Genomic DNA, 22,264 nt, shown 5'->3' with positions numbered 1-22,264 from the left:
TGCACATGAAAGACCTGCTGGAAATCGACGGCGCCCGTTTGTGGCAGAGCCTGGCGGACATGGCGCGTGTCGGCGCGACGCCGCGCGGCGGCGTGCGGCGCCTCGCGCTCACCGACGACGATCGTCGCGGGCGCGACCTGTTCGCGCAGTGGTGCAGCGACGCGGGAATGACGGTGAGCGTCGACGCCGTCGGCAACCTGTTCGCGCGGCGCGACGGCACCGATGCGCAGGCGGCTCCTGTGCTGATCGGCAGCCATCTCGACACGCAGCCCGAAGGCGGCCGCTTCGATGGTGTCTATGGCGTGCTCGCCGCGCTCGAACTCGTGCGCACGCTGAATGACGCGGGCATCGCGACCGACAAGCCGCTGGAGATCGTGTCCTGGACCAACGAGGAGGGCGCGCGCTTCGCGCCGGCGATGCTCGGCTCGGCGGTGTTTACGGGCGCGTTGCCGCTCGACGAAGCGCTCGCGAAGCAGGACGCCGACGGCGTCACGCTCGGCGCGGCGCTCGACGCATGCGGCTATCGCGGCACGCGGGCGACCGGCGGCGCGGTCGATGCGTACTTCGAAGCGCATATCGAGCAGGGCCCCGTGCTCGAGGCGAACGGCACGACGATCGGCATCGTCACGGGCGGGCAGGCGATCCGCTGGCTCGACGTGACGGTGACGGGTGTGGCCGCGCACGCGGGCACGACGCCGATGCCGTATCGCAAGGACGCGACTTTCGCGAGCGCGCAGATGGCGCTCGAACTCGAACGGATCGTTGCCGGTCATGCACCGCGCGGGCTCGCGACGATCGGTCAGGTCGGCATCCGCAACGCATCGCGCAACACCATTGCCGGCGACGTGACGTTCACGGTCGACCTCCGCCATCACGACGATGCGCAGGTCGATGCAATGGAGCGCGACTTGCGCGACGCGTGCACGCGTGTCGCCGCCGCGCGCGGCGTGCAGGTCGCGATTGAAACCTGCTGGCGCAGCCCGGCGACGCCGTTCGATCGCGACTGCGTCGAGCAGGTCGCGCAGGCGGCGGCCGCGTTCGGCTATACGAACGAACGGATCGTCAGCGGCGCCGGGCACGACGCGATCCTGCTCGCGCGTTGCGTGCCGACCGCGATGGTGTTCATCCCGTGCGTCGACGGCCTGTCGCACAACGAAGCCGAGGATGCGCTGCCGGATGACGTGACGCGCGGCACGAACGTGCTGCTTCATGCGGTGCTCGCGCGCGCCGGCGTCGCGGCGGGCGTTGCCGTGGCGGTCGCCATGCAGGATGCATGACGCAGCGAACCGATAATTCGAAAAACCGACGAGGGCGAACGATGAAAACCTATTTCCATCCCGAGCAGTTGCTGCACCATCCGCGCAGCTACCTGTCGCGCGGCCAGATGCGCGAGCCGCAGGAAGTCCCCGAGCGCGCGGCGCGGCTCGTCGCGGCCGTGCGGTCGCTCGACTTCGACGTGCGCGAGCCGGCCGACCGCGGCACCGCGCCGATCGCGGCCGTGCACGACATGAACTACCTGCGCTTCCTGGAAGAGGCGCATCGCGACTGGAAGCAGATGCCCGACGACTGGGGCGACGAAGTGATGTCGAACGTGTTCGTGCGCGACCCGAATCCGCTGCGCGGCGTGCTCGCGAAAGCCGCGCGCTACCTCGCCGACGGCAGTTGCCCGGTCGGCGCGAACACGTGGCGCGCCGCGTACTGGTCCGCGCAGGGCGCGCTGGCGGCCGCGGCCGACGTCAACGACGGCGCGCGCGAGGCGTACGCGCTGTGCCGGCCGCCCGGCCATCACGCGCGTCGCGACGCGGCCGGCGGCTTCTGCTACCTGAACAATGCGGCGATCGCCGCGCAGTCGCTGCTCGGCCGCCACCGCCGGGTCGCGATCCTCGACACCGACATGCATCACGGGCAGGGCGTGCAGGAGATCTTCTACGGCCGCGACGACGTGCTGTACGTGTCGATCCACGGCGACCCGACCAACTTCTACCCGGTCGTCGCGGGCTATGAGGAAGAGACGGGCACGGGGGCCGGCGACGGCTTCAACCTCAACCTGCCGATGCCGCACGGTGCGCCGGAGTCGGCGTTCTTCGAGCGGCTCGACGATGCGCTGCGCGCGCTCGTGCGGTTCCAGCCCGATGCGCTCGTGCTCGCGCTCGGCTTCGATATCTACAAGGACGATCCGCAATCGCAGGTGGCCGTCACGACCGACGGTTTCGGGCGGCTCGGCGGCGCGATCGGCGCGCTCGGGTTGCCGACGGTGATCGTGCAGGAAGGCGGCTATCACCTCGACAGCCTCGATGCGAATGCGCGGGCGTTTTTCGGTGGGTTCGCCGCCGCGCGCTGACCGGCGCGGCGGCGCACGGCCACGTGCGTGCGGGTTCAGGTTTTCCGCCCGCACGCCGATAATTCGCGCATATGCTGAGTGGATGCACGAAGGAGAGCCGCACGATGACAGCCGACCCAATCAGACGCGGTGCGATCGCGCTCGTGCTCGCGCTGGCCGCGCCCGGCGTAGGGTCCCTCGCGAACGCGACGGAGCCCTCGATTCCGCTGCGCGTCAGTCTCACCATTCCGGAAACGTGCACGATCGGCACCGGCGCGTCGCAGGGCGTCGCCGATACCGGCATCCCGAGTGTCAGTTGCGCGCACGGCACGCCGTTCATGCTCAGCCACGCGCCGCTGCCCGATGCGCGGTCGGCGTCGAGCGGCGTGGGCGCGGGTGCGGGCGCGCCGTCCGCATGGACCGTCATGTTTTGAGCGGGCGGCGCCCGCGCCCGCTCATGCCCCTGAACGCTAGAAACTGATCGTCGCGGTGATCGTGTCGCTGTAGTTGCCGGGCGCGGGCGTCGTTTGCGCCGGCACCGCGCCGTACACGGTCACGACCTGCGACGTGCCCGTGCCGACGCCCGTGACCGTCGAACTGCCGCCCGTGCCGTCGCCCCACGCGATCGAGCGCGCGGCGTCCGTGTAAAGCCCGTAGCCGATCGCGCCGCCACCGCCGCTGCGCTGCATCTGGCGCGCCGTCACGCTGCCGCTGCCGCCGCCGTTCAGCGCGATTTGCCATGCGTCGCCGTTGGTGCACTGCGCGGTGATCGAACCGCTCGCCGTGAGCGAGCCCGACAGCAGGCTCGCGGTGCCGAAGCTCACATTGGTCGCGCTGATGTTGCAGTTGTTGACGACGTTCGCCGTCGCGCTGAACGGGAAGGTCCCGTTCGACGTCGTCAGCGACGCGCAGGTCGGCGCGCCGAGCAGGTAGAACCCGGTGTTGATCGATGTCGTGTTGCCGCCGAAGGTCTGCGAGTAGGTCGTGGTGCTGTTGCCGGTCGTCGGGACGGTCGGCTGGTTCCCGGTGATCTGTCCGTACACGGTGACCGTCGCGGACGCGCTCGTGCCGAGCGCGGGCTTGACCAGCGTGACGGACGCCGGGGTCGTGCCGGAATACACCGAGCCCCATGCGACCGAATGCCCGCCGTCGAGATAGAGGTCGTATTGCATCGCGTTGCTGCCGTTGACGAGGCTGCGCGGGCTCGTGCCGCCGAGGTTCAGGCACACGAGCACGTTTGGCGTCAGCGAGACGGCCGACCACGTGCAGGTGATGCTGACCGTACCGGTCGCGGCGACCGGCGCGTTCGAGATCGGGCTGACCGAGCCGAAGCTCACGTTCGATGCGGTCGCCGTGCAGCTTTCGGCCTGTGCGTGACGGGGCGAGCCGCACCACGCGATGAAGGCGACGAGAACCAGCAGCGCGATCCTCACGGCGTCGTCCGGCACGTGAGGGGCCCGATGGTCGGCAGCGTGCCGTTGCCGGGCGCGGTGAACGCGAATGCCGCGACACAGTGCTGCGTGCCGTAGTCGATCGCGAGGTGGTTGTCGTCCTGCAGTCCGTCGATGAACGTGAGCCCGTCGTAGCCGACGATCGTATCCGCGCCGCTTTCGGCGTGATGCACGCGCGCGCCGGCCGGCAGCGGGCGGCCGGTATCGTCGTGCAGGATCACCGATGCCGCGCGATAGCGTGACACGCCGAAATGCGTGAACACGCCCGATTGCGCCTGCGGCACGACCGTCATCGACGTGCGGGCGATCCGCGCATCGGCGGGCAGCTTCATCGCATCGATCGCGATCCGGTTGTTCTGGTACGCATTCAGGTCGGGCACAAGCAGGTGCCCGGCACGATCGGTCGTGCCGATCACGCGGTTTTCGTGCAGCACCGGGATGCCCGCGACGCCGTCGGTCGACACGAGCGCGAAGCCGTCGGTGATGCGGCGCGACAACAGGAGGCTGCCGTCCATGAACACGAGCGCGCCGCTGACGTCGAGCGACGCGCCGCTCTGGCGGTCGATGTTCTGCGCGGCCGCGATGACTTCGCCCGCATGACCGAGATAGCGGACTTGCGCCTGCCGGTACGGCACCGCGCCCGTGCCGCCGGCCTGTACGCCCCAGCCCCAGCCGCCGTCGTAGTCGGGCGGGCGGCTCGCGTCGACGCTGTAGTTCGACTGGCCGCGCTGGCGCCCGACGGTCGTGTTGATCGACGTGTTGCGGCCGAGCCCGACGTTCAGCGACACGAACGCGCCGCTCGCGCCCTGCTGCGCGAAATCGCGGTACGCGCTCACGGTCAGCGACGCGAGATCGCCGAGGCCCAGCGTGTACGACACGGTGCCGATCCGCGCGCTCGGGCCTTGCGGCATCCGGAAGCCGATGTAGCTGAGCGACAGTGTCTGGCGGCGGATGAAGGGCAGCGCGAGCGTCGCCTGGTCGGTGGCCGCCGGCACGGTCGCGCCGTCGCGCGAGGCGAGATCGCCGTAGCGGCCGAACGCGCGGATCGTCTGCGCGTTGATCGAGAAGCGCGGTTCGATCAACTGGTAGCCGGCGCTGACCTGCGTGCCCGGAAAGCGGCCGGCGCTGCCCGCGACCGCACCGCTCACGACGCCCGCGTAGCCGAGGCGCAGCAGCGCGCCGACGCCCGCGTTGACCACGCCGCCGGTTGCTTCCGCATGCCCTTCGACGGTCAGCGCGTGGCTGATCCCGCGTCGCAGCGAGCCGCTGACGGCCGGCCGCGCGTCGTAGTCGAACGACTGCAGCCCGTAGTTGCGCCGCAGGAAGCCGGCCTCGAACGAATAGCTCGACAGCCCGGCGGACAGCATGCGCGTATCGACATAGAGCGGCATGGACGTCGCGACGGTGCGCCCGAGCGCGTCGCGCGTGATGACGGTCGCCTGGCCGGCGCCCGTGATGCCCGGCACGTCGTGAATGATGAACGGGCCGCTCGGCACGTTGCCGGTGTACTGGCGCACGTTGTTGATGTACAGGTCGACAGCCGACGGCACGGCCGCGGAGCCGGCGAGCGACGGGATCGGGAACGTCACGAGATCGGGGCGCAGGGCGAAATTGCTGCGCCACTGGAAGCCGCCGAGGCGCACCGAGCGGGTCCACGCGAGCGATCCCGAGATCGCGTCGCCGATCTGCGTCGTGCTCGGCCGCGCCGGGTCCGAGCGGCTCCATGACGTATCGAAGCGCGTGTAGCGCCGGCGGCCGTCATAGAAGGTCGCGACGCCCGTGGTGTCGAACACGCCGCCCGGATCGAAGTAGCGCACGTCGGTGTAAAGCGAGTACTGCCGGTCGCCGAGCGTCTGCGCGTACGCCTCGTAGTTGATCGCGACGCCGCGCGACGCGCTGGCCGCCTGCGTCGGCGGCAATGCGCGGCTGTCGATCGCGTAGGGGCGGCGCAGCGTATCGGGCATCTGCAGTTCGACGCGCTGGCGTGCCGCGTCGTAGCGGTAGCGCAGGCCGGGAATCGTGTCGAGGTCGACCGTCGCCGCATCGGCGATGCCGAGCCGGTCGGTCGCGACGCCGATCGTGTGCAGGTCGGCGCCGCTCGCCGACAGATGGCCGTCGCGCTCCCGGAAGTGCGCGAGCAGCGCCGTGTTTTCGCCGTTGACGCTGACTTCGAGGATCACGTCGTGCGTGCTGTCGGTCATCACGAGCGCCGAGGGTTCGTCCGCATGCGCCCAGCCGAGCGCGAAGAGGCCGCCGGCCACGACGGCCGCGACCGCGGTGCGCGGGGAGCGTCGCGGCGCACCGCGTCCGCTGGCCGGGACCGAGCCGGTGTGTGGCGAAGGGGGAGGGGCCGGGCGGCGCACCGGCGGACTAGCCCGGCGGCTCCACCGCGACGACCGCGCTGGCTGGCTGCGAATTGACGGTCGCCCGCACCGTGACCTTGCCGCCGAGCGTGACGCCGGCCGGCAGCGGCACGCTCCACTGGCCCGTGCGGCCCGCGAGTGCATAGCCGAGCAGGCCGCGCGTGAGCGGGTATGTCTGCCCGTCGCCGGTCACGAGTTCGACGGACGCCAGTTGCGCGCGCCGCGTGCCGCCGTTGCGCACCCGCAGCACCCAGCCGCCGTTGTTGCGCAGCAGCGCCCAGTCGAGTCGCGGTGCGCCGTCGGCGGCAGGCTCGACGAATACCGGAATCGAATAGCGCAGCCGGATCGACACGCCGTTGGCCGGCGTTTCGCCGGGCGGCGGCAATTCGTCGATCAGCAGCCGGTAGGCCTGCTCGGTGCCGGATGGCACGCGCGATGCGCGCACCACGCGGATCAGTTGCTCGGCCTGTGTGCCGACCTCGATCAGCGGTGGGCTGGCCAGCAGATCCTGCGTGGGCGTCAAGGTGTCCTGGCCATCGCTCTGGTTCCAGAGGAACACGCGCACCTGTCCGTACACCGGGCGTTCGCCCGGATTGCGCAGCGTGATGCCGCTGGCCGTGTCGTCGGCGCCGAACTCGATCGTGACGGGGGAAATCTGCAGCGACGCGGCGTGCGCGGCGCCGGCCGCGCACAGCAGCGCGACGAGCGTTCGACGGAATGCGGTCATGCGTTGCGGCGCCGGTCAGAAGTAGACGGTTGCGGTGACGGTCGTCTGATAGGTGTCCGGTTTCGGCGTCGCCTGTGCGGGCACCTGGCCATAGACGGTCAGCGATTGCGCGGCGCCCGTGCCGGTGCCGGCCACGGTGTTCGTGCCTTGCGTGTTGCCCCAGATCGTCGTGCGCCCGGCGTCCTGGTAGAGCTGGAAGTCGACGGTCGTGGTCGTGTTGCCGGTGGTCGTGCCGGCCATCAGGCGGCTCGCGACGGTCGAGCCCGTGACCGTGCCGGCGTCGAGGCCGACGTTGTACGGCGTCGTATTGGTGCAGGTGACGCTGACGGTCGTCTGCTGGTTGATCGCGGTGGCCAGCACCCCGTTGGTGCCGAACGCGAGCGGGTTCGCGGCGATCGTGCAGTTCGGCTGCAGCGTCAGCGTGACGTTGAAGGTCGCGGTCGCGGTGCCGTTCGAATAGGTGGCTGCGTCGGCGGCGGGTGTCGACAGGCCGATGGACAGCGCGAGCGACAACATCGTGGAAGCGATGGCGAGTTTCACACTGATCCCTCATCGATCGATTTTTCGTTGGATTTATGCCGCGCTTGATCGCGCTACGTTGTCGCAAATCCTGATACGAATCGGCAATTCTTTCAATCTTTAAATTCACCCTGTTTCATTTTGTTACATTTGCGGGTCTATTAATTGAATAAAGGTACGGGGAATTTCTTTTCTCGATTTCTCGTGTGGGATTGGCATAAGTCATTACCTTGCATTGCAGCAAAAACGAGTAATTCATGCGGGGTTCGGGACTATTTTTCGGGCTGATTGGAAGGATTGAGTCGGCCGGCGGGGAATGGGCTAAATAATGTGCTGGATGCGGTGAAGAAGAAATGAAAGTGAATCATTTGAATGAATTGAATCGTTTTTCATTCCGAAAACGTATTGCATTGGGAGCGCTGAAAGATTGCTGGAGATTCGGGACTTTTCCCGCTCGCGGGGCGTTGAATCGAAGTCGACCGTTGAAAACGAAAACGGCGCGCATTGCGCGGCCGTGAGCGTGGGTCGGTACGGATCGGCGGCCCGGCATGCATCTCCGGCGCGCGACGTGTCGCGCTTACGAATTCGCAGCGGCCGGTGCGCGGCGCTGCTGCGCGATCTGCACGAAGACGAGTGCGAGTCCCGCCGCGGCGATCAGTCCGCCGACGAGCGGCACGGCCGCATAACCGAAGCCCGCCGACAGCGCCGCGCCGCCGGCCGCCGCGCCGAGCGCGTTGCCGAGGTTGAATGCGCCGATGTTGACGGCCGACGCGAGCCCCGGCGCTTCGTGGGCCGCCCGCATCACGCGCATCTGCAGCGGCGGCACGACCGCGAACGTCGCGACACCCCACACGAGCAGCGTGGCGGCGGCGCCCGCATGCGTGCGGCCGAGCACCGGGAACGCGGCCATCGTCGCGATCAGCAACAGCAGGAACCCGATCAGCGTGCCGTCGAGCGAGCGGTCGGCGAGGCGGCCGCCCGCGATGTTGCCGATCGAGAAGCCGACGCCGATCAGCACCAGCATTGCGGTCACGAAGCCGGGTGTCGCGCCGGTCAGGTGTTCGAGCGTCGGCGCGACATAGGTGTAGAGCGTGAACATCGCGCCGGCGCCGAGCACGGTCGTCCCGAGCGCGCCGAGCACGACGGGGCGCGTCAGCACCGAGAGTTCGGCGCGCAGGTCGGGCATCTTGCCGGCTTCGCCCTTCGGCAGCGCGGCGAACAGCCCGGCGATCGCAACCAGGCCGAGGCCCGCGGTCGCCGCGAACGACATGCGCCAGCCGATGATCTGGCCGAGCCAGGTCGCGGCCGGCACGCCGCCGACGTTCGCGATCGTGAGACCCATGAACATCGTCGCGACCGCGCTCGCCTGCTTCTCGCGCGGCACGAGGCTGGCCGCGACCACCGAGCCCAGTCCGAAGAAGGCGCCATGGTTGAGGCTCGTCACGAGGCGGGCGAGCAGCAGCGTCGTGTAGTCCGGCGCGAACGCCGACAGCAGGTTGCCGATCGTGAAGATCGACATCAGCGCGATCAGCGCCGAGCGGCGCGACCAGCGCGCGAGCAGCAGCGTCATCAGCGGCGCGCCGACCATCACGCCGATCGCATAGGCGCTGATCAGCATCCCGGCTTGCGGAATCGACACGTGCACGCCGTCGGCAATCACGGGCAGCAGGCCCATCGGCGAGAACTCGGTCGTGCCGATGCCGAACGCGCCGGCGGCGAGTGCCAGCAGCGGCAGCGCGGCGCTGCCGCCCGGGCGGGAAGGAGAGGAAGTCGTGGTCTTCACGCGATGGGCTCCTGGAGTCGAGAAACAGCGAACGGCACGGACCGTTGAGGACAGGAAGAAGTGTGCCTGCATGACTTTTGCGGAAAAAGCCGTGTACGGACGAAATTATCTTGATTTCATGTCAACAATGCAGCGGGCGCTTGAGGCCGGGTGGCGCGGCGGGTGAAAGCGCTGCTTTTGTGAAAGATATTTGTAAAGTCTGGCGGGTGGCTTCAGGCCGGGAGATCGCGATCCATCGGCGCTTCGACGCGGACTGACGGTCGCTCCCGCCGGATGAACCGGAAGCCGCGTGCCGACTGCGCGGCGATGGGTGGTCGCGCGGATCGGACGGGCCGCCCAGGCGGCCGGCATCGCGCCGGGCGAATCTCGCATCGTCGCGGAAAACCCTTTGCAGACAAGGCCCGCAGGCAAAAAAAGCCCCGATCACAGGGGGACCGTGACCGGGGCGGAAACGCATCCTCTCTTTGGCACGAGGGTTGGATGCGCGCGCAGTATATTTCGAGCCATGACAATTCGAAGCGACGTTAAACGGCCGTTTTTGGTGCCAATTTAAAAACACCGGTGCTGCGGCGTCCGGTGTCGTCATTTTGTAAGAATTTGCGCAAAAAAGATGCGGCTGTTTAGCGTGTTTCGGCAGCCGAAGCGACGGTTGGGCGGAAGGGGGGCGCCCGTCATTCGGCATCGCGAATCGGGTCGCTCAAGTGCCGGGTGAGTTCGCCGCATCTGCTGCACATTCAGCCCGCTCAGCTCGCTTCGCCGGTCGCATCACGCACGGCTTCGAGAAACCGCGCGACGACGGGCGACCGGGGCACGGCCGCACCGTCGAACACGAACTCGATGTCGAAGCGGCGCGCGAGTTCGTCGAGCGCGACGAGCCGGACCGTGTGCGGGCAGGTCGGCGACGCGCTTTCCGGCACGAATGCACAGCCCATTCCGGCCGCGACGAGGCCGATCAACGTCGGAATGTCGCTGCCCACCTGCGCGATGCGCGGCGTGAAGCCGGCACGCTGGCACTGCGCCATCAGGAACCGGTGGTGCGCGGCGGAGCGCTGCGCGTCGAACCAGACGAACGGCTCGTGCGCGACGTCGGCCAGCGTGCGCGGCGCGGTGAGGCGTCCACCCGGCGGCGCGGGCATCGCGAGCACGAAGCGGTCGCTCAGCAGCCGCACGCCCGACAGGTGCGGCGCCTCGTCCTGACGCCACGCCATGATCCCGCCGTCGAGCTGGCCGCGCATCAGCGCGTTCGCCTGTTCGGCCGACAGCATCGGCGCGATCGACAGCTTCACGTCCGGGCACGCGTCGCGAAACGCCTTGAGGACGGTGCCGACGACGGGCAGCGGCAGGCAGTTCGGCAACGCACCGAGCCGCAGCTCGCCCAATTGGCCGGCCGCGCTGCGCAGCGCGCGCTCACGGCTGTCCTGCAGCGTCGCGAGCAGGCCGGTCGCGTCCTGCAGGAAGCTGGCGCCGGCCGCCGTGAGCGTGACGCCCGTTGCGCGGCGCACCAGCAGCGGCGTGCCGATCGCGTCCTCGAGTTCGCGGATCTGTCGCGACAGCGCGGGCTGGACGATGCCGGCCGCCCGGGCGCCGGCCATCACGCTGCCGGCTTGCGCGACGGCCACGAAGTAGCGCAGGTGACGCAATTCGATCTGGCGCATGCGGCATCCCTTCAGGTTCATTGATATACCTGTCGAGCATAGCAAATGCCATTCAATGGTATTGGAAAGCATGGGGGGCGTGCCGTACGATGACCGCCATTGCCGCCCGCCGTTGCACGTCGCGCGCGTTTCCCCCCGTTCCCCACTGGTCCCGCCCCATGCCCCTTCATATCCCGACCCCTTATCTCCGCTCGCCAATCGCCTCCCGCCGGCTCGGCAGGACCATCCGGCTGAAGCTCGATGCGCTGCAGCCGTCGGGCTCGTTCAAGCTGCGGGGCATCGGCGCCGTCTGCGAAGCGCGGCACGCGGCCGGCGCGCGGCGGTTCGTGTCGTCGTCGGGCGGCAACGCGGGCATCGCGGTCGCGTATTGCGGCCGCGAACTCGGCGTGCCGGTGCTCGTCGTCGTACCGGAAAGCGCGTCGGCCCGCGCCCGCGAGCTGATCCGCGTCGAGGGCGCCGAACTCGTCGTGCACGGGGCGAGCTGGGCCGAGGCGAATGCGTTCGCGCAGTCGGCGCTCGGCGAGCATGATGCGTTCGTGCATCCGTTCGACGATCGCGTGCTGTGGCAGGGCCACGCGACGATGATCGACGAGATGGCGGCAGCCGGCCCGAAGCCCGACGCGATCGTGGTCGCGGTGGGCGGCGGCGGGCTGCTGTGCGGCGTGCTCGAAGGGCTGGCGCGCAACGGCTGGCACGACGTGCCGGTGGTCGCGGCCGAAACGGAAGGCGCCGACTGCTATGCGCGCTCCCTCGCGCAGGGGCATGCGGTCGAATTGCCGGCGATCACGAGCATCGCGACGTCGCTCGGCGCGAAGCGGCCGTGCGACGCGGCGGTCGAATGGGCCGCGCGACACGAAATTCACCCGGTCGTCGTGTCCGATGCCGAGGCGGTGGCCGCCTCGCTGCGTTTCCTCGACGAGCACCGGATCGTCGTCGAGCCCGCGTGCGGCGCCGCGCTGGCCGCGCTCGAGCGGCCGGTGACCGGGCTCGCGTCGGCGAAGGAGATCGCCGTGATCGTCTGCGGCGGCGTGACGGCGACCGTCGAGCAGATGCAGACGCTGCGCGCGACGTTGCGGTAGGCGGGGCGACCGGCGCTGGCTGGCCTGTCGGATGACGGCCGGACGGCAGCCGATCCCGGCGAACGTCGGCATCGGCTGCGCATACACCGTCGCGAAGCATCGAAGCAACCTCAGCGACACAACGGGTATGCAGCCGGCAGCACGGAAATTCCCGTGATGAATGAGGGAGAAAGGTGCGTATCGTCGCGCGGCGCCGGATGGGGCCGGGCGCGACGATACGGACGGCCGGTCAGTGGGCGGCCGGTGCGCTCGCGGCGGACGGTGCGGACGAGGCGACGGGGTTCGCGGCGGCAGGCGCGGGCGATGTGCTCGGGGGCGCCGATGCCGATACGGGGGCCGAGGCGGGGGGGGCAGGCGCCGGTGTGACCGGTGTCGGTGTTGCAGCGGCCGGTGCCGAAGCGGCCGGCGACGATGCCGGACCGGAAGCGGATGCAGGCACGGAAGCCGAAACCGGCGCGGACGCCGGTGCGGGCATCGACGACGCGGCCGCTGCAGGCGCCCCACCCGAAGCCGAACCCGACCCCGAACCCGACGCCGCCACCGGCGCGGCAGCCCGCATCGCCGCTGGCGCGACCACGGCCGACGCCGCGGCCGGCACGGCGTTCGCCCCCGACTCGGGCGCGACCGCCGGCAACGAAAGCGGCACCGGCGCCGCAGGCGGCGTCGGCACGACCGGGGTCGTCATCTTCATCGGCTCGCCTTGCGGCGTCGGCGCGGGTTCGGGCAGCGGCGTGACGGGTTCCTTCTCGGCGGCCTTGACGGTCGCGCGGTCGCGGCGGGCCGGGTCGATCTTCAGGAAATGCTCGACGAGATTGAAAAAGCGCTCGTAGAACACGCCGGCGGGAATCGTCTCGCTGGCGGTCTTGACGAGCGCGTCGTCGCTCGACCCGATCGGCAGCGACAGCGAGCCGAACACGCTCAAGCCGACACTGGCCGACGTATTCGACTTCTTCAGCGTATAGCGATCCTGCACCGCGTTCACGTACGCGATGCTCGACGTGCCGTCCGCGTTCGCGTCCGCGCACACGACGTGAAACTCGATCACGACGTGCATGTCGTTGTTCGGCTGGAAATTCTTGCTGCCGTCGACCGCATCGTTGCGCGACGACGACACCACATAGCCCTGGCTCAGCAGCGCGCGCCGCGCGGCCTCGCAGGCCGCGTCGGATTTCGAGTGGAACGTGTGCGCGTACGGGCTGCTGGTCGCGTCGAACTGTTCCTGCTGGTAGATCGGCTTGGGCGGCGACGAGCACGCCGCCAGCACGGTCGCGGCCGCGAGCGCGCACGAAACGGAAAACAGGCGAAATCGGTTGTGCATGGCGTCTTTCAGAAGGCTTGGCGAGAGGCCGCGCAACGGCGGTGCCTGGATGAAGCGCGCGGCAATCTCGTAAGGCCGGGGCGTCATTATAGTTTCGTTTGATGTCGCGCTCGCTTCAGTCGGCCGACGCGCCGCGTGCCGCGGCCAGCAATTGCGACGTCAGCGGATGGTGTTCGCCGCGCCGCGAGCGGATCGCGTGGATCTCCTCGGTCACGTCGCCGGCACGCCCGAGCCGCCGCAACCCGCGCAGCAGCGACGCGTCGTTCGCGCCGAGTTCGCTCAGCGGAAACACGCCGAGGCCGCGCGCCGCGAACACGGCCATCAGCGCGCTGTCCTCGAATTCGCCGGCCACGCGCGGCACGATCCGTTCACCCTCCAGCCACCGGTCGAGGCGCGCGCGCAGCGCCGAATGCGCGGTCGGCAACAGCACGGGCAGGTCGGCGAGGCACGCCGGAAAGTGCTGCCGAGCGGCCGGCGTGACGAGCGCCGCGGGGCCATACCAGTCGACCGGCGACGCGACGAGCCGCTCGCTCGTCACCCGCAGGTTCGAGCCGGACGGCGCGCCCTGGCCGGCCAGCACCAGGTCGAGATGATGCAGCGCCAGCTCCGCGAGCAGCGCATCGTGCTCGCCTTCGTGGCACAGCAGCCGCAGCGTGGGGGTATCCAGCACGGGTGCCAGGATCGCGTGCGCGGCGAGCTTGGAGATGCCGTCCGCGAGGCCGACCGCGAGCCGCACGGTCGGCTGGCTGGCCGCCGCGCGCACTTCGTCGGGAATCAGCCGGCCCATCTCGAAGATCGCCTCCGCGCGCGCAAACGCGGCCTGGCCGGCGTCGGTCATCGTGACGCCGCGCCCGGCCGGGCGCAATAACTGGTGCCCGAGCGCTTTTTCGAGCTCGCGCACCTGCGCGCTGATGGTCTGCACGGCCATGTCGAGCCGCGCGGCCGCGCGCGCGAAGCCGCCTTCCTTCACGACGACCCAAAAGTAGTACAGATGTCGGAAATTGAGCATCGGAGCGATATTTCGGAAAAACCGAACAAAAAATCAGATTCTCTCTGATTTTTTCGAAGTTCGGGGCGGCCTATGATCGGGCTTTCCACTTTCGTATCGGCCCATCTCATGGACTACCTGCTGACGCTTGCCGTTGACCCCGCCGTCTGGGCGGCGCTCCTGACGCTCGTCGTGATGGAAGTCGTGCTCGGCATCGACAACCTGATCTTCATCTCGATCCTCAGCAACAAGCTGCCCGAGGCGCAGCGCGCCCGCACGCAGCGCCTCGGCATCGCGCTCGCGCTGGTGATGCGCCTTGCGCTGCTCGGCAGCGTCGCGTGGATCGCGAGCCTCACCGAACCCGTGTTCACGCTGTTCGACCATGCGTTCTCGTGGCGCGACCTGATCCTGCTGTCGGGCGGCCTGTTCCTCGTGTGGAAGGCGACCACCGAGATCCATCACCACGTGTCGCGCGACGGTGAAGGCGCGGGCGGTTCGGGCGGGGCGGTCGGCCTGACGATGTGGGCCGCGATCGGCCAGATCGTGATGCTCGACATCGTGTTCTCGATCGACAGCATCGTGACCGCGATCGGCATGACCGAGCACGTGCCGATCATGTTCGTCGCCGTGATCGTCGCCGTCGCCGTGATGCTGTTCGCGGCACAGCCGCTCGCACGCTTCATCGACCGCAACCCGACCATCGTGATGCTCGCGCTGTCGTTCCTGGTCGTGATCGGCATGACGCTGATCGCCGAAGGTTTCGGTTCGCATGTGCCGAAGGGCTACATCTACGCGGCGATGGCGTTCTCGGCCTTCGTCGAAGGCATGAACATGCTGGCGCGGCGCGCGAAGGCGAAGCGCTCGGCGCCGACGGATGGCCACTGAACCGGCGCGCGTGACACGGCTGCTGCTGCAGCGGCCGGCGTTACGCGCGTCATATGGAATCCGGATGAAATTCGCACCGAAAGGAGAAGCGCGATGAAATGCCCTGTCTGCAAGACGCCCGACCTGCTGATGGCCGAGCGCCAGTCGATCGAGATCGACTACTGTCCGACCTGCCGCGGCGTGTGGCTCGACCGCGGCGAACTCGACAAGCTGATCGCGCGCGAGGCCGGCGATGCGCCAGCGCGCCGCGATGAAGCCTCCGTGCGGCACGATGCGCAAGCGCCGCGCGACCATGCTGGCGGGTGGGGGCGCGACGCTCGTTCGCACGACAGCCGTGACCGACACGATGGCCGCTCGCACGACGATCGCTACAAGCACGACGGCCAGCGTCGCAAGAAATCGGTGTTCGACCTGTTCGACTTCGACTGATCGCACCGCACGTCATAACAGAAAGCCCCGCTGGGCGCGTACCCGGCGGGGCTTCTTCATGCGTGCGTGATAACGGCACGCACCAATGCTTACGCGGTGCCGGCCGTCACGTCGATCCGGCGCGGACGCGTTTCCTCGCGGCGCGGAATCGTCAGCGTCAGCACGCCGTCGCGCAGGTTCGCGTCGATCCTTGACGTGTCGAGGTCCGGGCTCAGCACGAAGCTGCGCGCATAGCGCGTCGCACGGATTTCGGCATGCCGCACGCGCAGGTCGGCCGGCGTGTCGAGACGCGTGTCGGCTTCGATCGTCAGCGTGTTGTCGTGCACCTTCACGTCGAGGTTCTCGCGCGGCACGCCGGGCAGGTCGGCCCGCAGCGTGACGCCGAGATGATTCTCGACGATGTCGACGGCCGGCGTGATCGCGGGACGGCGGGCCGCTTCGGCGGCAGCGGGGTGGACGGTGTTGGTCTGACGCTCGGCCAGGGTCGGGTTCGCATTCATGTCGGTATCCTGAGTATTATTGAATGGTGATCGCACGCGGCTTCGATGCCTCGCGCCGGCCGACGCGAATCAGCAGGCAGCCGTTTTCGTAGCGGGCGCTGACCTGGTCGGGATCCGCGTCCCGCGGCAGCTCGACGACACGGCGGAATGCGCCGTGAAAGCGTTCCTGCGCATAGGTGCGCAGGTCGTCGCCTTCGCCGCGCGGTGCGGGCTTGCGCTCGCCGCTGATCGTCAGCAGATCCTTGTCGATCGACACGTCGAAATCGGCCGCGGCCATGCCGGGTGCGAACGCGACGATCTCGATCGCGCCGTCGGTGGCGCCGACGTTGAGCGCGGGAAAGGCGCCGGGGCGTACCGCGCGAATGCCGGCCGGACGATCGCCGAGCAGGTGGGCCACTTGCCGCTGCACGCGGGCGAATTCGTCGAACAGGTCGCTGCCGAAATGGATACCGCTCATGTTGGTCCTCCTGAACAGGGAACGCGGGAGACGTGACGGCGCCACGCCTGCGGCGGGCGCGTCGTGGAAGCTCCACTGGGTCGAAACGGGGGCGGTGCGCTGCATGCTGCACCGCCCGACGACGCGTAATTAGTGGCAGCCGAAGCGCATTTCAAGAGGGAATCCGCAATCCGCGTCAATGCAGGCCCGCGCGATTCGATGCGACAATCGCCGCGATCTATTGGCAGACCAACGACACGGGACAATCATGGACATTCGACGCATCGCGATCGTCGGCGCCGGCGTGATCGGCGCGAGCTGGGCCGCCTTCTATCTGACGCAGGGCTTCGACGTCGTCGCGACTGATCCGGCGCCGCAAGCCGACACGCGGTTGCGCGATGCGCTGGCCGCGTTTCTCGGCGACCGGGCCGCCGAACTTTCCGCGCGGCTGTCGTTCGACGCCGATCTCGTGCGTGCGCTCGACGGCGTCGACTTCGTGCAGGAGAACGGCCCGGAGCGGCTCGACCTGAAGCGCGCGCTGTACCGGCAGATGGACGACGTGCTGCCCGCGCATGTGCCGATCGCGTCGAGTTCATCGGGCCTGAAGATGTCGGACATCCAGGCTGCGTGCGACAAGCATCCGGAACGTTGCCTGATCGCGCATCCGTTCAATCCGCCGCACCTGATTCCGCTCGTCGAGCTGGTCGGTGGCGATGCCACCAGCCAGGACGTGATCGCGCGCGTGAAGGATTTCTACGATGCGCTCGGCAAGCAGACGATCGTCCTCAACAAGGAGATGACCGGCCACGTCGCAAACCGGCTCGCGGCCGCGCTGTTCCGCGAGGTGTATCACCTCGTCGGCGAAGGCGTCGTGAGCGTGGCCGATGCGGACAAGGCCGTCGCATGGGGGCCCGGCCTGCGCTGGGGGTTGATGGGGCAATGCCTGACCTATCACCTCGGCGGCGGCGCGGGCGGGATCGCGCACTTTCTCGAGCACCTGTCGGGGCCGATCACGAGCTGGTGGGACGATCTCGGCACGCCTTCGTTCGATCCGGACGTCGATCGCAAGCTGAACGACGCATTGCGCACGATCCAGGGCGAGCACTCGATGCAGGAACTCGCGGCCGAACGCGACCGCCTGCTCGTCGAGCTGATCGACGCGCGGCGCCGCAGCTTCCTGCCGTGATCCTGATTGCGTTGCGCCGGCGCGGCGGCGCCGGTCACTGCTGCGAAGTCGCCTGGCTGGCGGGCGGCGTGTGGGCCAGCCACGCCGGGCTCACGGCCTGCACGAGTTCGCGGTTGCGCGAACGTGTCGCGGCGTCCGGCGGGTAGTTGCCGTCGTTGGTCGGCAGTTCGCCGTCGAGATAGGCCTGCTTGAGCTGGTCGATGACTTCCGCGCGTGTCAGGCCCTGTTGTGCCGGGGCCGAAGCGTCGGTCTGGGCAAAGGCGGGGGAGAGCAAGGCGGCTGCAGCGATCGCGACGGCGAATCGCAGGACGTTGTTCATGGCGGGCTCCGATCAAGGGGACGGGTACCGGACGCGCGCGGCGGCTGGCCGTGCGTTCCGATGGGTTCCATTGTCGCGAGCGGGTGCTGCGCGGACGATGACGCGTTCCGGGCAAAGCTGTCAGGTGCGGGTGCGACGCCCCCTGCGTGGGTCGCGCCAGGCGCGGTTACAACTCCGACGCGGCGGTAATCAGCGTCGCTTCGAGTGCGAGCGTCGAACGCGACGCGGCCGTCGGCCGGTCGATCACGTATTCGAGTTCGCCGAGTTCGGGCAGCCCGGCGTCGAGCCGTGCGAGCCCGGCCGGGATCACGTAGCCGGCGAACGCGCTGACGCCGAGCCCCGCGCTCGCGGCGGCGCGCAACACCGCGACGCTGCTGCTCACGACCGCGATCCGGTACGGCCGCCCGACGGCCTCGAGCGATTCGAGCACGCGGCGGCGCGACACGCTCGGCTCCGGATGCATCGCGAGCGGCAGCACGGCCTCGTGCCCGGTGATCCGCGAATCGGGGCCCGTGCACCAGTACAGCGGCTCGCTGCGGATCACGCGGCCGCGCCGGCTGCCGGCGATGCGCTTCGCGAACACGAGATCGTGCCGCCCTTCGTCGAGCGCGTCGAACAGGTCGCCCGACAGCCCGGTCGAGATCGCGAGCTCGACTTCCGGATTGCGCTGCACGAAGCTCGCGAGCGCGGCCGTCAGGTGCGCCGACGCGAAATCCTCCGACATCGCGAGCCGCACCTTGCCCGACAGCGGCGGCCCGCACACCGACGTGACGGCCTCGTCCATCAGTTCGAGAATGCGCACCGCGTAGCGGAACAGCGCGTCGCCGTGCTGCGACAAGTGCACGTTGCGCGTGTCGCGTTCGAACAGCGGCCGGTCGAGCAGCTCCTCGAGGCGGCGGATATGCTGGCTGACGGTCGACTGCGACAGGCTCACGCGCTCGGACGCGGCGGTGAAGCTGCCGGACTGGGCGACGGCGACGAAGCTGCGCAGCAGCTCGGGCGGTAACGGGCGCATTGCTAAATCCACTGAATCGGTTTCGACAACTTCATAAATGGCCGGATATTGCGGCGCTAGTATCGGATCACGCGCCGGTGCGGCCCGCAACGGGGCGCACCGGACGCGTAGCCCGCGTCGGCCGGCGGCTGCTTCATTCAGTCTACGGCATCCGGCGTCCGGCCCGAAACCGCATCATCCCATCGACCGCCCGAGAACGTGCCCGCATGACGGGCCCGCCGGGCCGCGGCGCACCGCCGCAGGAGACACGCCCGGCACGGGATCGGCGGGCACGATTCGGCTCCTGCTGGCGGCCATGCGCCCGTCACGAAGAGACTGGAGACGACTCATGATCATCTACGGAACCGCGCTACTGGCGTTCTGCCATCTCGCCGGACTGTTCCTCGGCGACCTGCTCGGCAGCGCGATCGGCGTGAAGACCAACGTGGGCGGCGTCGGCATCGCGATGCTGCTGCTGATCTGCCTGCGCCTGTGGCTGCACCGCCGCGGCTGGCTGCCGAAGGAGACCGAGGCCGGCGTCGGTTTCTGGGGCGCGATGTACATCCCCGTCGTCGTCGCGATGGCCGCGAACCAGAACGTCGTCGCCGCGCTGAAGGGCGGCCCGGTCGCGCTGCTGGCCGCCGTCGGCGCGGTCGCGATCTGCGCATGCTGCATCGCGGTACTCGTGCGCACCGGGCGCGACGACACGGCCTTCGCGGGCGTGCCGCAATTCGAAGAACAGTAACGGAGGCCGCCATGCTGCAGATGCTCGAAAAAACCGTCGCCCACAACGGGCTCGTCGCGTCGTTCGCGCTGGTCGGCCTGATCATGTGGCTGTCGTCGATCGCGTCGCGCAAGCTCACGTTCGGCCGCGTGCACGGCTCCGCGATCGCGATCGTGATCGGTCTCGTGCTGGCCTATGTCGGCGGCGCATTCACCGGCGGCGAGAAGGGGCTGGCCGACGTCAAGCTGTTCGCCGGCATCGGCCTGATGGGCGGCGCCATGCTGCGCGATTTCGCGATCGTCGCGACCGCGTTCGAAGTGCAGCCGGCCGAGGCGCGCAAGGCCGGGCTCGTCGGCGTCGTGTCGCTGCTGCTCGGTACCGTGCTGCCGTTCATCGTCGGCGCGTGCATCGCGCGCGCCTTCGGCTATACCGACGCGGTCAGCATGACGACGATCGGCGCGGGCGCCGTCACCTACATCGTCGGTCCCGTCACGGGCGCGGCGATCGGCGCAAGCTCCGACGTGATCGCGCTCAGCATCGCGACGGGGCTGGTCAAGGCGATCATCGTGATGGTCGGCACGCCGGTCGCGGCCAACTTCATGGGCCTGAAGACGCCGCGCTCCGCGATGATCTTCGGCGGCCTGGCCGGCACCGTCAGCGGCGTGAGCGCGGGGCTCGCCGCGACGGACCGACGGCTCGTCCCGTACGGCGCGCTGGTCGCGACGTTCCATACGGGCGTCGGCTGCCTGCTCGGGCCGTCGCTGCTGTTCTTCACGACGCGCGCGCTGGTCGGCGCGTAGGCCCCACCGACGGGCGGCCCGTGCGCGGGCCGCATCCATCGCGGCGTCCTCTGAGTCGCATTCGTCAACATCATCAATCGGCGGCGGCGCCAGGCTTAGAATGCCGCTGAACCATCGAAGCGGGAGAACTGTTCATGACGGGATGGAATCACGCGCGGCAGGCGCGCGATGCACGGCTCGCGGCCGGCGCGGTTTACGCGCAGGGCAAGCGGGTCGATGCGCGCGACACCGTGGCGTTGCTCGAAGCGGTGCTGCGGCCCGGCGACCGCGTCTGCCTCGAAGGCGACAACCAGAAGCAGGCCGACCTGCTCGCCACTGCGCTCGCCGACGTCGACAGCGCGAAGATCCACGACCTGCACATGGTGCAGTCGGGCGTCGTGCTGCCCGAGCATCTCGACGTGTTCGAGCGCGGCATCGCGAAGCGTCTCGACTTCGCGTATTCGGGCCCGCAGTCGCAGCGCATCGCGAAGCTGCTGTTCGGCGGCAAGATCGCGCTCGGCGCGGTGCACACCTATCTCGAGCTGTTCGCGCGCTACTTCATTGACCTCACGCCGCAGGTCGCGCTGATCGCGGCGGTCAGCGCCGACCGCGACGGCAATCTCTACACCGGCCCGAACACCGAAGACACGCCGACCGTCGTCGAAGCCACCGCGTTCAAGGACGGCATCGTGATCGCGCAGGTCGACCGCATCGTCGACAAGGTGCCGCGCGTCGACATCCCGGGCGATCGCGTGCATTTCGTCGTCGAGGCCGGCCGGCCGTTCTACGTCGAGCCGCTGTTCACGCGCGATCCGGCGGCGATCACCGAAACGCAGATCCTCACCGCGATGCTCGCGATCAAGGGCATCTACGCGCCGTACGGCATCAAGCGCCTGAACCACGGGATCGGCTTCAACACGGCCGCGATCGAGCTGCTGCTGCCGACCTACGGCGAGAAGCTCGGGCTGAAGGGCAAGGTCTGCTCGCACTGGGCGCTCAATCCGCACCCGACGCTGATTCCCGCGATCGAGTCGGGCTGGGTCGAGCAGATCCACTGCTTCGGCTCGGAAGTCGGGATGGACGACTACATCCGCGCGCGTTCCGACATCTGGTTCACGGGCCCCGACGGGTCGCTGCGCTCGAACCGCGCGTTCTGCCAGACCGCGGGCCTCTATGCGTGCGACATGTTCATCGGCTCGACGCTGCAGATCGACCTGTCCGGCCATTCGTCGACGGTCACGGCCGAGCGCATCGCCGGTTTCGGCGGCGCGCCGAACATGGGCAGCGACGCGCGCGGCCGGCGCCATCCGAGCGAGCCGTGGCTGAAGGCGGGTGCGGAGGCCGACCCCGACACGCCAGCGGCGCTCAGGCGCGGCCGCAAGCTCGTCGTGCAGATCGGCGAGACGTTCGGCGACAAGAACGTGCCGATGTTCGTCGAGAAGCTCGACGCGCTGAAACTCGCCGACAAGCTGCAGCTCGACCTCGCGCCGATCATGGTCTACGGCGACGACGTCACGCACATCGTCACCGAGGAAGGGATCGCGAACCTGCTGATGTGCCGCGACAAGGACGAACGCGAGCACGCGATCCGCGGCGTCGCCGGCTATACGGAAGTCGGCCGCGGCCGCGACCGCAAGATGGTCGAGCGGCTGCGCGAACGCGGCGTGATCCGTCGCCCGGAGGATCTCGGCATCGATCCGCTCGACGCCGACCGCCGCTGGCTCGCCGCGCGTTCGATCAAGGATCTCGTGCACTGGTCGGGCGGCCTGTATGCGCCGCCGGCCCGGTTCCGCAACTGGTAAGGACAAC

22 protein-coding genes are annotated in these 22,264 nt (G+C 69.0%); 10 read left to right on the top strand and 12 right to left on the bottom strand.

Annotated elements, in window-relative coordinates:
• Positions 1 to 5: 5 nt before the first annotated feature.
• From LGM89_RS16550 to LGM89_RS16540, 3 genes are all read left to right on the top strand, one after another.
• The gene (locus tag LGM89_RS16550) at positions 6 to 1,277 is read left to right on the top strand and encodes a Zn-dependent hydrolase (protein ID WP_226273451.1); all 1,272 of its coding nucleotides are present in this window, start codon (positions 6 to 8) and stop codon (positions 1,275 to 1,277) included.
• A 41-nt stretch (positions 1,278 to 1,318) separates the two neighbouring features.
• Entirely contained in the window at positions 1,319 to 2,341 is a 1,023-nt protein-coding gene (locus LGM89_RS16545; RefSeq protein WP_226273450.1) for a histone deacetylase family protein, read from the top strand.
• 104 nt (positions 2,342 to 2,445) lie between these two features.
• Positions 2,446 to 2,754 (top strand): hypothetical protein, encoded by a 309-nt coding sequence (locus tag LGM89_RS16540; RefSeq protein ID WP_226273449.1) that lies wholly within the window; start codon positions 2,446 to 2,448, stop codon positions 2,752 to 2,754.
• A 36-nt stretch (positions 2,755 to 2,790) separates the two neighbouring features.
• Here LGM89_RS16540 and LGM89_RS16535 read toward each other — a convergent pair whose 3' ends face one another.
• From LGM89_RS16535 to LGM89_RS16510, 6 genes are all read right to left on the bottom strand, one after another.
• Positions 2,791 to 3,768 (bottom strand): spore coat U domain-containing protein, encoded by a 978-nt coding sequence (locus LGM89_RS16535; protein WP_319000775.1) that lies wholly within the window; start codon positions 3,766 to 3,768, stop codon positions 2,791 to 2,793.
• Positions 3,750 to 6,134, bottom strand: a complete 2,385-nt coding sequence (locus tag LGM89_RS16530) for a fimbria/pilus outer membrane usher protein (RefSeq protein WP_226273448.1) — start codon at positions 6,132 to 6,134, stop codon at positions 3,750 to 3,752. The genes LGM89_RS16535 and LGM89_RS16530 overlap by 19 nt, the downstream gene beginning before the upstream one ends.
• 7 nt (positions 6,135 to 6,141) lie before the next feature.
• A complete protein-coding gene (locus LGM89_RS16525; RefSeq protein WP_226273447.1) occupies positions 6,142 to 6,861 on the bottom strand; it encodes a molecular chaperone in 720 nt (239 codons plus the stop codon).
• Between the two features lie 15 nt (positions 6,862 to 6,876).
• Positions 6,877 to 7,377, bottom strand: a complete 501-nt coding sequence (locus LGM89_RS16520; protein WP_089495269.1) for a spore coat U domain-containing protein — start codon at positions 7,375 to 7,377, stop codon at positions 6,877 to 6,879.
• A gap of 580 nt (positions 7,378 to 7,957) precedes the next feature.
• Entirely contained in the window at positions 7,958 to 9,163 is a 1,206-nt protein-coding gene (locus LGM89_RS16515) for an MFS transporter (protein WP_226273446.1), read from the bottom strand.
• A 743-nt stretch (positions 9,164 to 9,906) separates the two neighbouring features.
• Positions 9,907 to 10,818: a LysR family transcriptional regulator gene (locus LGM89_RS16510; RefSeq protein ID WP_089495270.1), complete on the bottom strand. Its 912-nt coding sequence runs from the start codon at positions 10,816 to 10,818 to the stop codon at positions 9,907 to 9,909.
• Between the two features lie 158 nt (positions 10,819 to 10,976).
• On the opposite strand from LGM89_RS16510, the gene LGM89_RS16505 reads away from it, so the two are divergent.
• Positions 10,977 to 11,897: a pyridoxal-phosphate dependent enzyme gene (locus tag LGM89_RS16505; protein WP_089494551.1), complete on the top strand. Its 921-nt coding sequence runs from the start codon at positions 10,977 to 10,979 to the stop codon at positions 11,895 to 11,897.
• A 229-nt stretch (positions 11,898 to 12,126) separates the two neighbouring features.
• Here LGM89_RS16505 and LGM89_RS16500 read toward each other — a convergent pair whose 3' ends face one another.
• Together LGM89_RS16500 and LGM89_RS16495 are read right to left on the bottom strand one after the other, a co-directional pair.
• Positions 12,127 to 13,215, bottom strand: a complete 1,089-nt coding sequence (locus tag LGM89_RS16500; RefSeq protein WP_226273445.1) for a DUF2242 domain-containing protein — start codon at positions 13,213 to 13,215, stop codon at positions 12,127 to 12,129.
• Positions 13,216 to 13,330: 115 nt separating this feature from the next.
• A complete protein-coding gene (locus LGM89_RS16495) occupies positions 13,331 to 14,224 on the bottom strand; it encodes a LysR family transcriptional regulator (RefSeq protein WP_226273444.1) in 894 nt (297 codons plus the stop codon).
• A gap of 108 nt (positions 14,225 to 14,332) precedes the next feature.
• Here LGM89_RS16495 and LGM89_RS16490 point away from each other — a divergent pair, with 108 nt between their 5' ends.
• Both LGM89_RS16490 and LGM89_RS16485 read left to right on the top strand, forming a co-directional pair.
• Complete coding sequence (locus tag LGM89_RS16490; RefSeq protein ID WP_089460756.1) at positions 14,333 to 15,088, top strand: TerC family protein; 756 nt, start codon at positions 14,333 to 14,335, stop codon at positions 15,086 to 15,088.
• Between the two features lie 93 nt (positions 15,089 to 15,181).
• Positions 15,182 to 15,517, top strand: coding sequence for a zf-TFIIB domain-containing protein (locus LGM89_RS16485; protein ID WP_089494553.1), 336 nt, complete (start codon positions 15,182 to 15,184; stop codon positions 15,515 to 15,517).
• Positions 15,518 to 15,606: 89 nt separating this feature from the next.
• Here LGM89_RS16485 and LGM89_RS16480 read toward each other — a convergent pair whose 3' ends face one another.
• Together LGM89_RS16480 and LGM89_RS16475 are read right to left on the bottom strand one after the other, a co-directional pair.
• A complete protein-coding gene (locus LGM89_RS16480; RefSeq protein ID WP_226273443.1) occupies positions 15,607 to 16,017 on the bottom strand; it encodes an Hsp20/alpha crystallin family protein in 411 nt (136 codons plus the stop codon).
• A 16-nt stretch (positions 16,018 to 16,033) separates the two neighbouring features.
• On the bottom strand, positions 16,034 to 16,474 hold the full coding sequence (locus tag LGM89_RS16475) for an Hsp20/alpha crystallin family protein (RefSeq protein WP_089494555.1): 441 nt from the start codon (positions 16,472 to 16,474) through the stop codon (positions 16,034 to 16,036).
• 247 nt (positions 16,475 to 16,721) lie between these two features.
• Between LGM89_RS16475 and LGM89_RS16470 the strand changes: the two genes are divergently transcribed.
• Positions 16,722 to 17,639 carry a 3-hydroxyacyl-CoA dehydrogenase family protein gene (locus LGM89_RS16470; RefSeq protein WP_226273442.1) on the top strand — a complete coding sequence of 306 codons (918 nt, stop codon included), beginning with the start codon at positions 16,722 to 16,724 and terminating at the stop codon, positions 17,637 to 17,639.
• Positions 17,640 to 17,673: 34 nt separating this feature from the next.
• Here the strand turns inward: LGM89_RS16470 and LGM89_RS16465 are convergent, their stop codons facing one another.
• The gene (locus LGM89_RS16465) at positions 17,674 to 17,958 is read right to left on the bottom strand and encodes a DUF4148 domain-containing protein (RefSeq protein WP_089494557.1); all 285 of its coding nucleotides are present in this window, start codon (positions 17,956 to 17,958) and stop codon (positions 17,674 to 17,676) included.
• A 166-nt stretch (positions 17,959 to 18,124) separates the two neighbouring features.
• Positions 18,125 to 18,973 (bottom strand): LysR substrate-binding domain-containing protein, encoded by an 849-nt coding sequence (locus LGM89_RS16460; protein WP_085040476.1) that lies wholly within the window; start codon positions 18,971 to 18,973, stop codon positions 18,125 to 18,127.
• Positions 18,974 to 19,301: 328 nt separating this feature from the next.
• Between LGM89_RS16460 and madL the strand changes: the two genes are divergently transcribed.
• The 3 genes from madL (at position 19,302) to mdcA (ending at position 22,257) form a co-directional block, all read left to right on the top strand.
• The gene (gene madL, locus LGM89_RS16455) at positions 19,302 to 19,697 is read left to right on the top strand and encodes a malonate transporter subunit MadL (RefSeq protein WP_034186756.1); all 396 of its coding nucleotides are present in this window, start codon (positions 19,302 to 19,304) and stop codon (positions 19,695 to 19,697) included.
• A gap of 11 nt (positions 19,698 to 19,708) precedes the next feature.
• Complete coding sequence (gene madM, locus LGM89_RS16450; protein WP_089439681.1) at positions 19,709 to 20,476, top strand: malonate transporter subunit MadM; 768 nt, start codon at positions 19,709 to 19,711, stop codon at positions 20,474 to 20,476.
• A gap of 134 nt (positions 20,477 to 20,610) precedes the next feature.
• The gene (mdcA, locus tag LGM89_RS16445) at positions 20,611 to 22,257 is read left to right on the top strand and encodes a malonate decarboxylase subunit alpha (RefSeq protein ID WP_089494558.1); all 1,647 of its coding nucleotides are present in this window, start codon (positions 20,611 to 20,613) and stop codon (positions 22,255 to 22,257) included.
• The last annotated feature ends 7 nt before the right edge of the window (positions 22,258 to 22,264 follow it).

It is taken from the genome of Burkholderia sp. AU31624 (genome assembly GCF_020420065.1).
Lineage (GTDB): Bacteria > Pseudomonadota > Gammaproteobacteria > Burkholderiales > Burkholderiaceae > Burkholderia.
The sequence above is the reverse complement of the archived record's forward strand: the minus strand, read 5'-3'. Positions and strand labels throughout refer to the sequence as shown.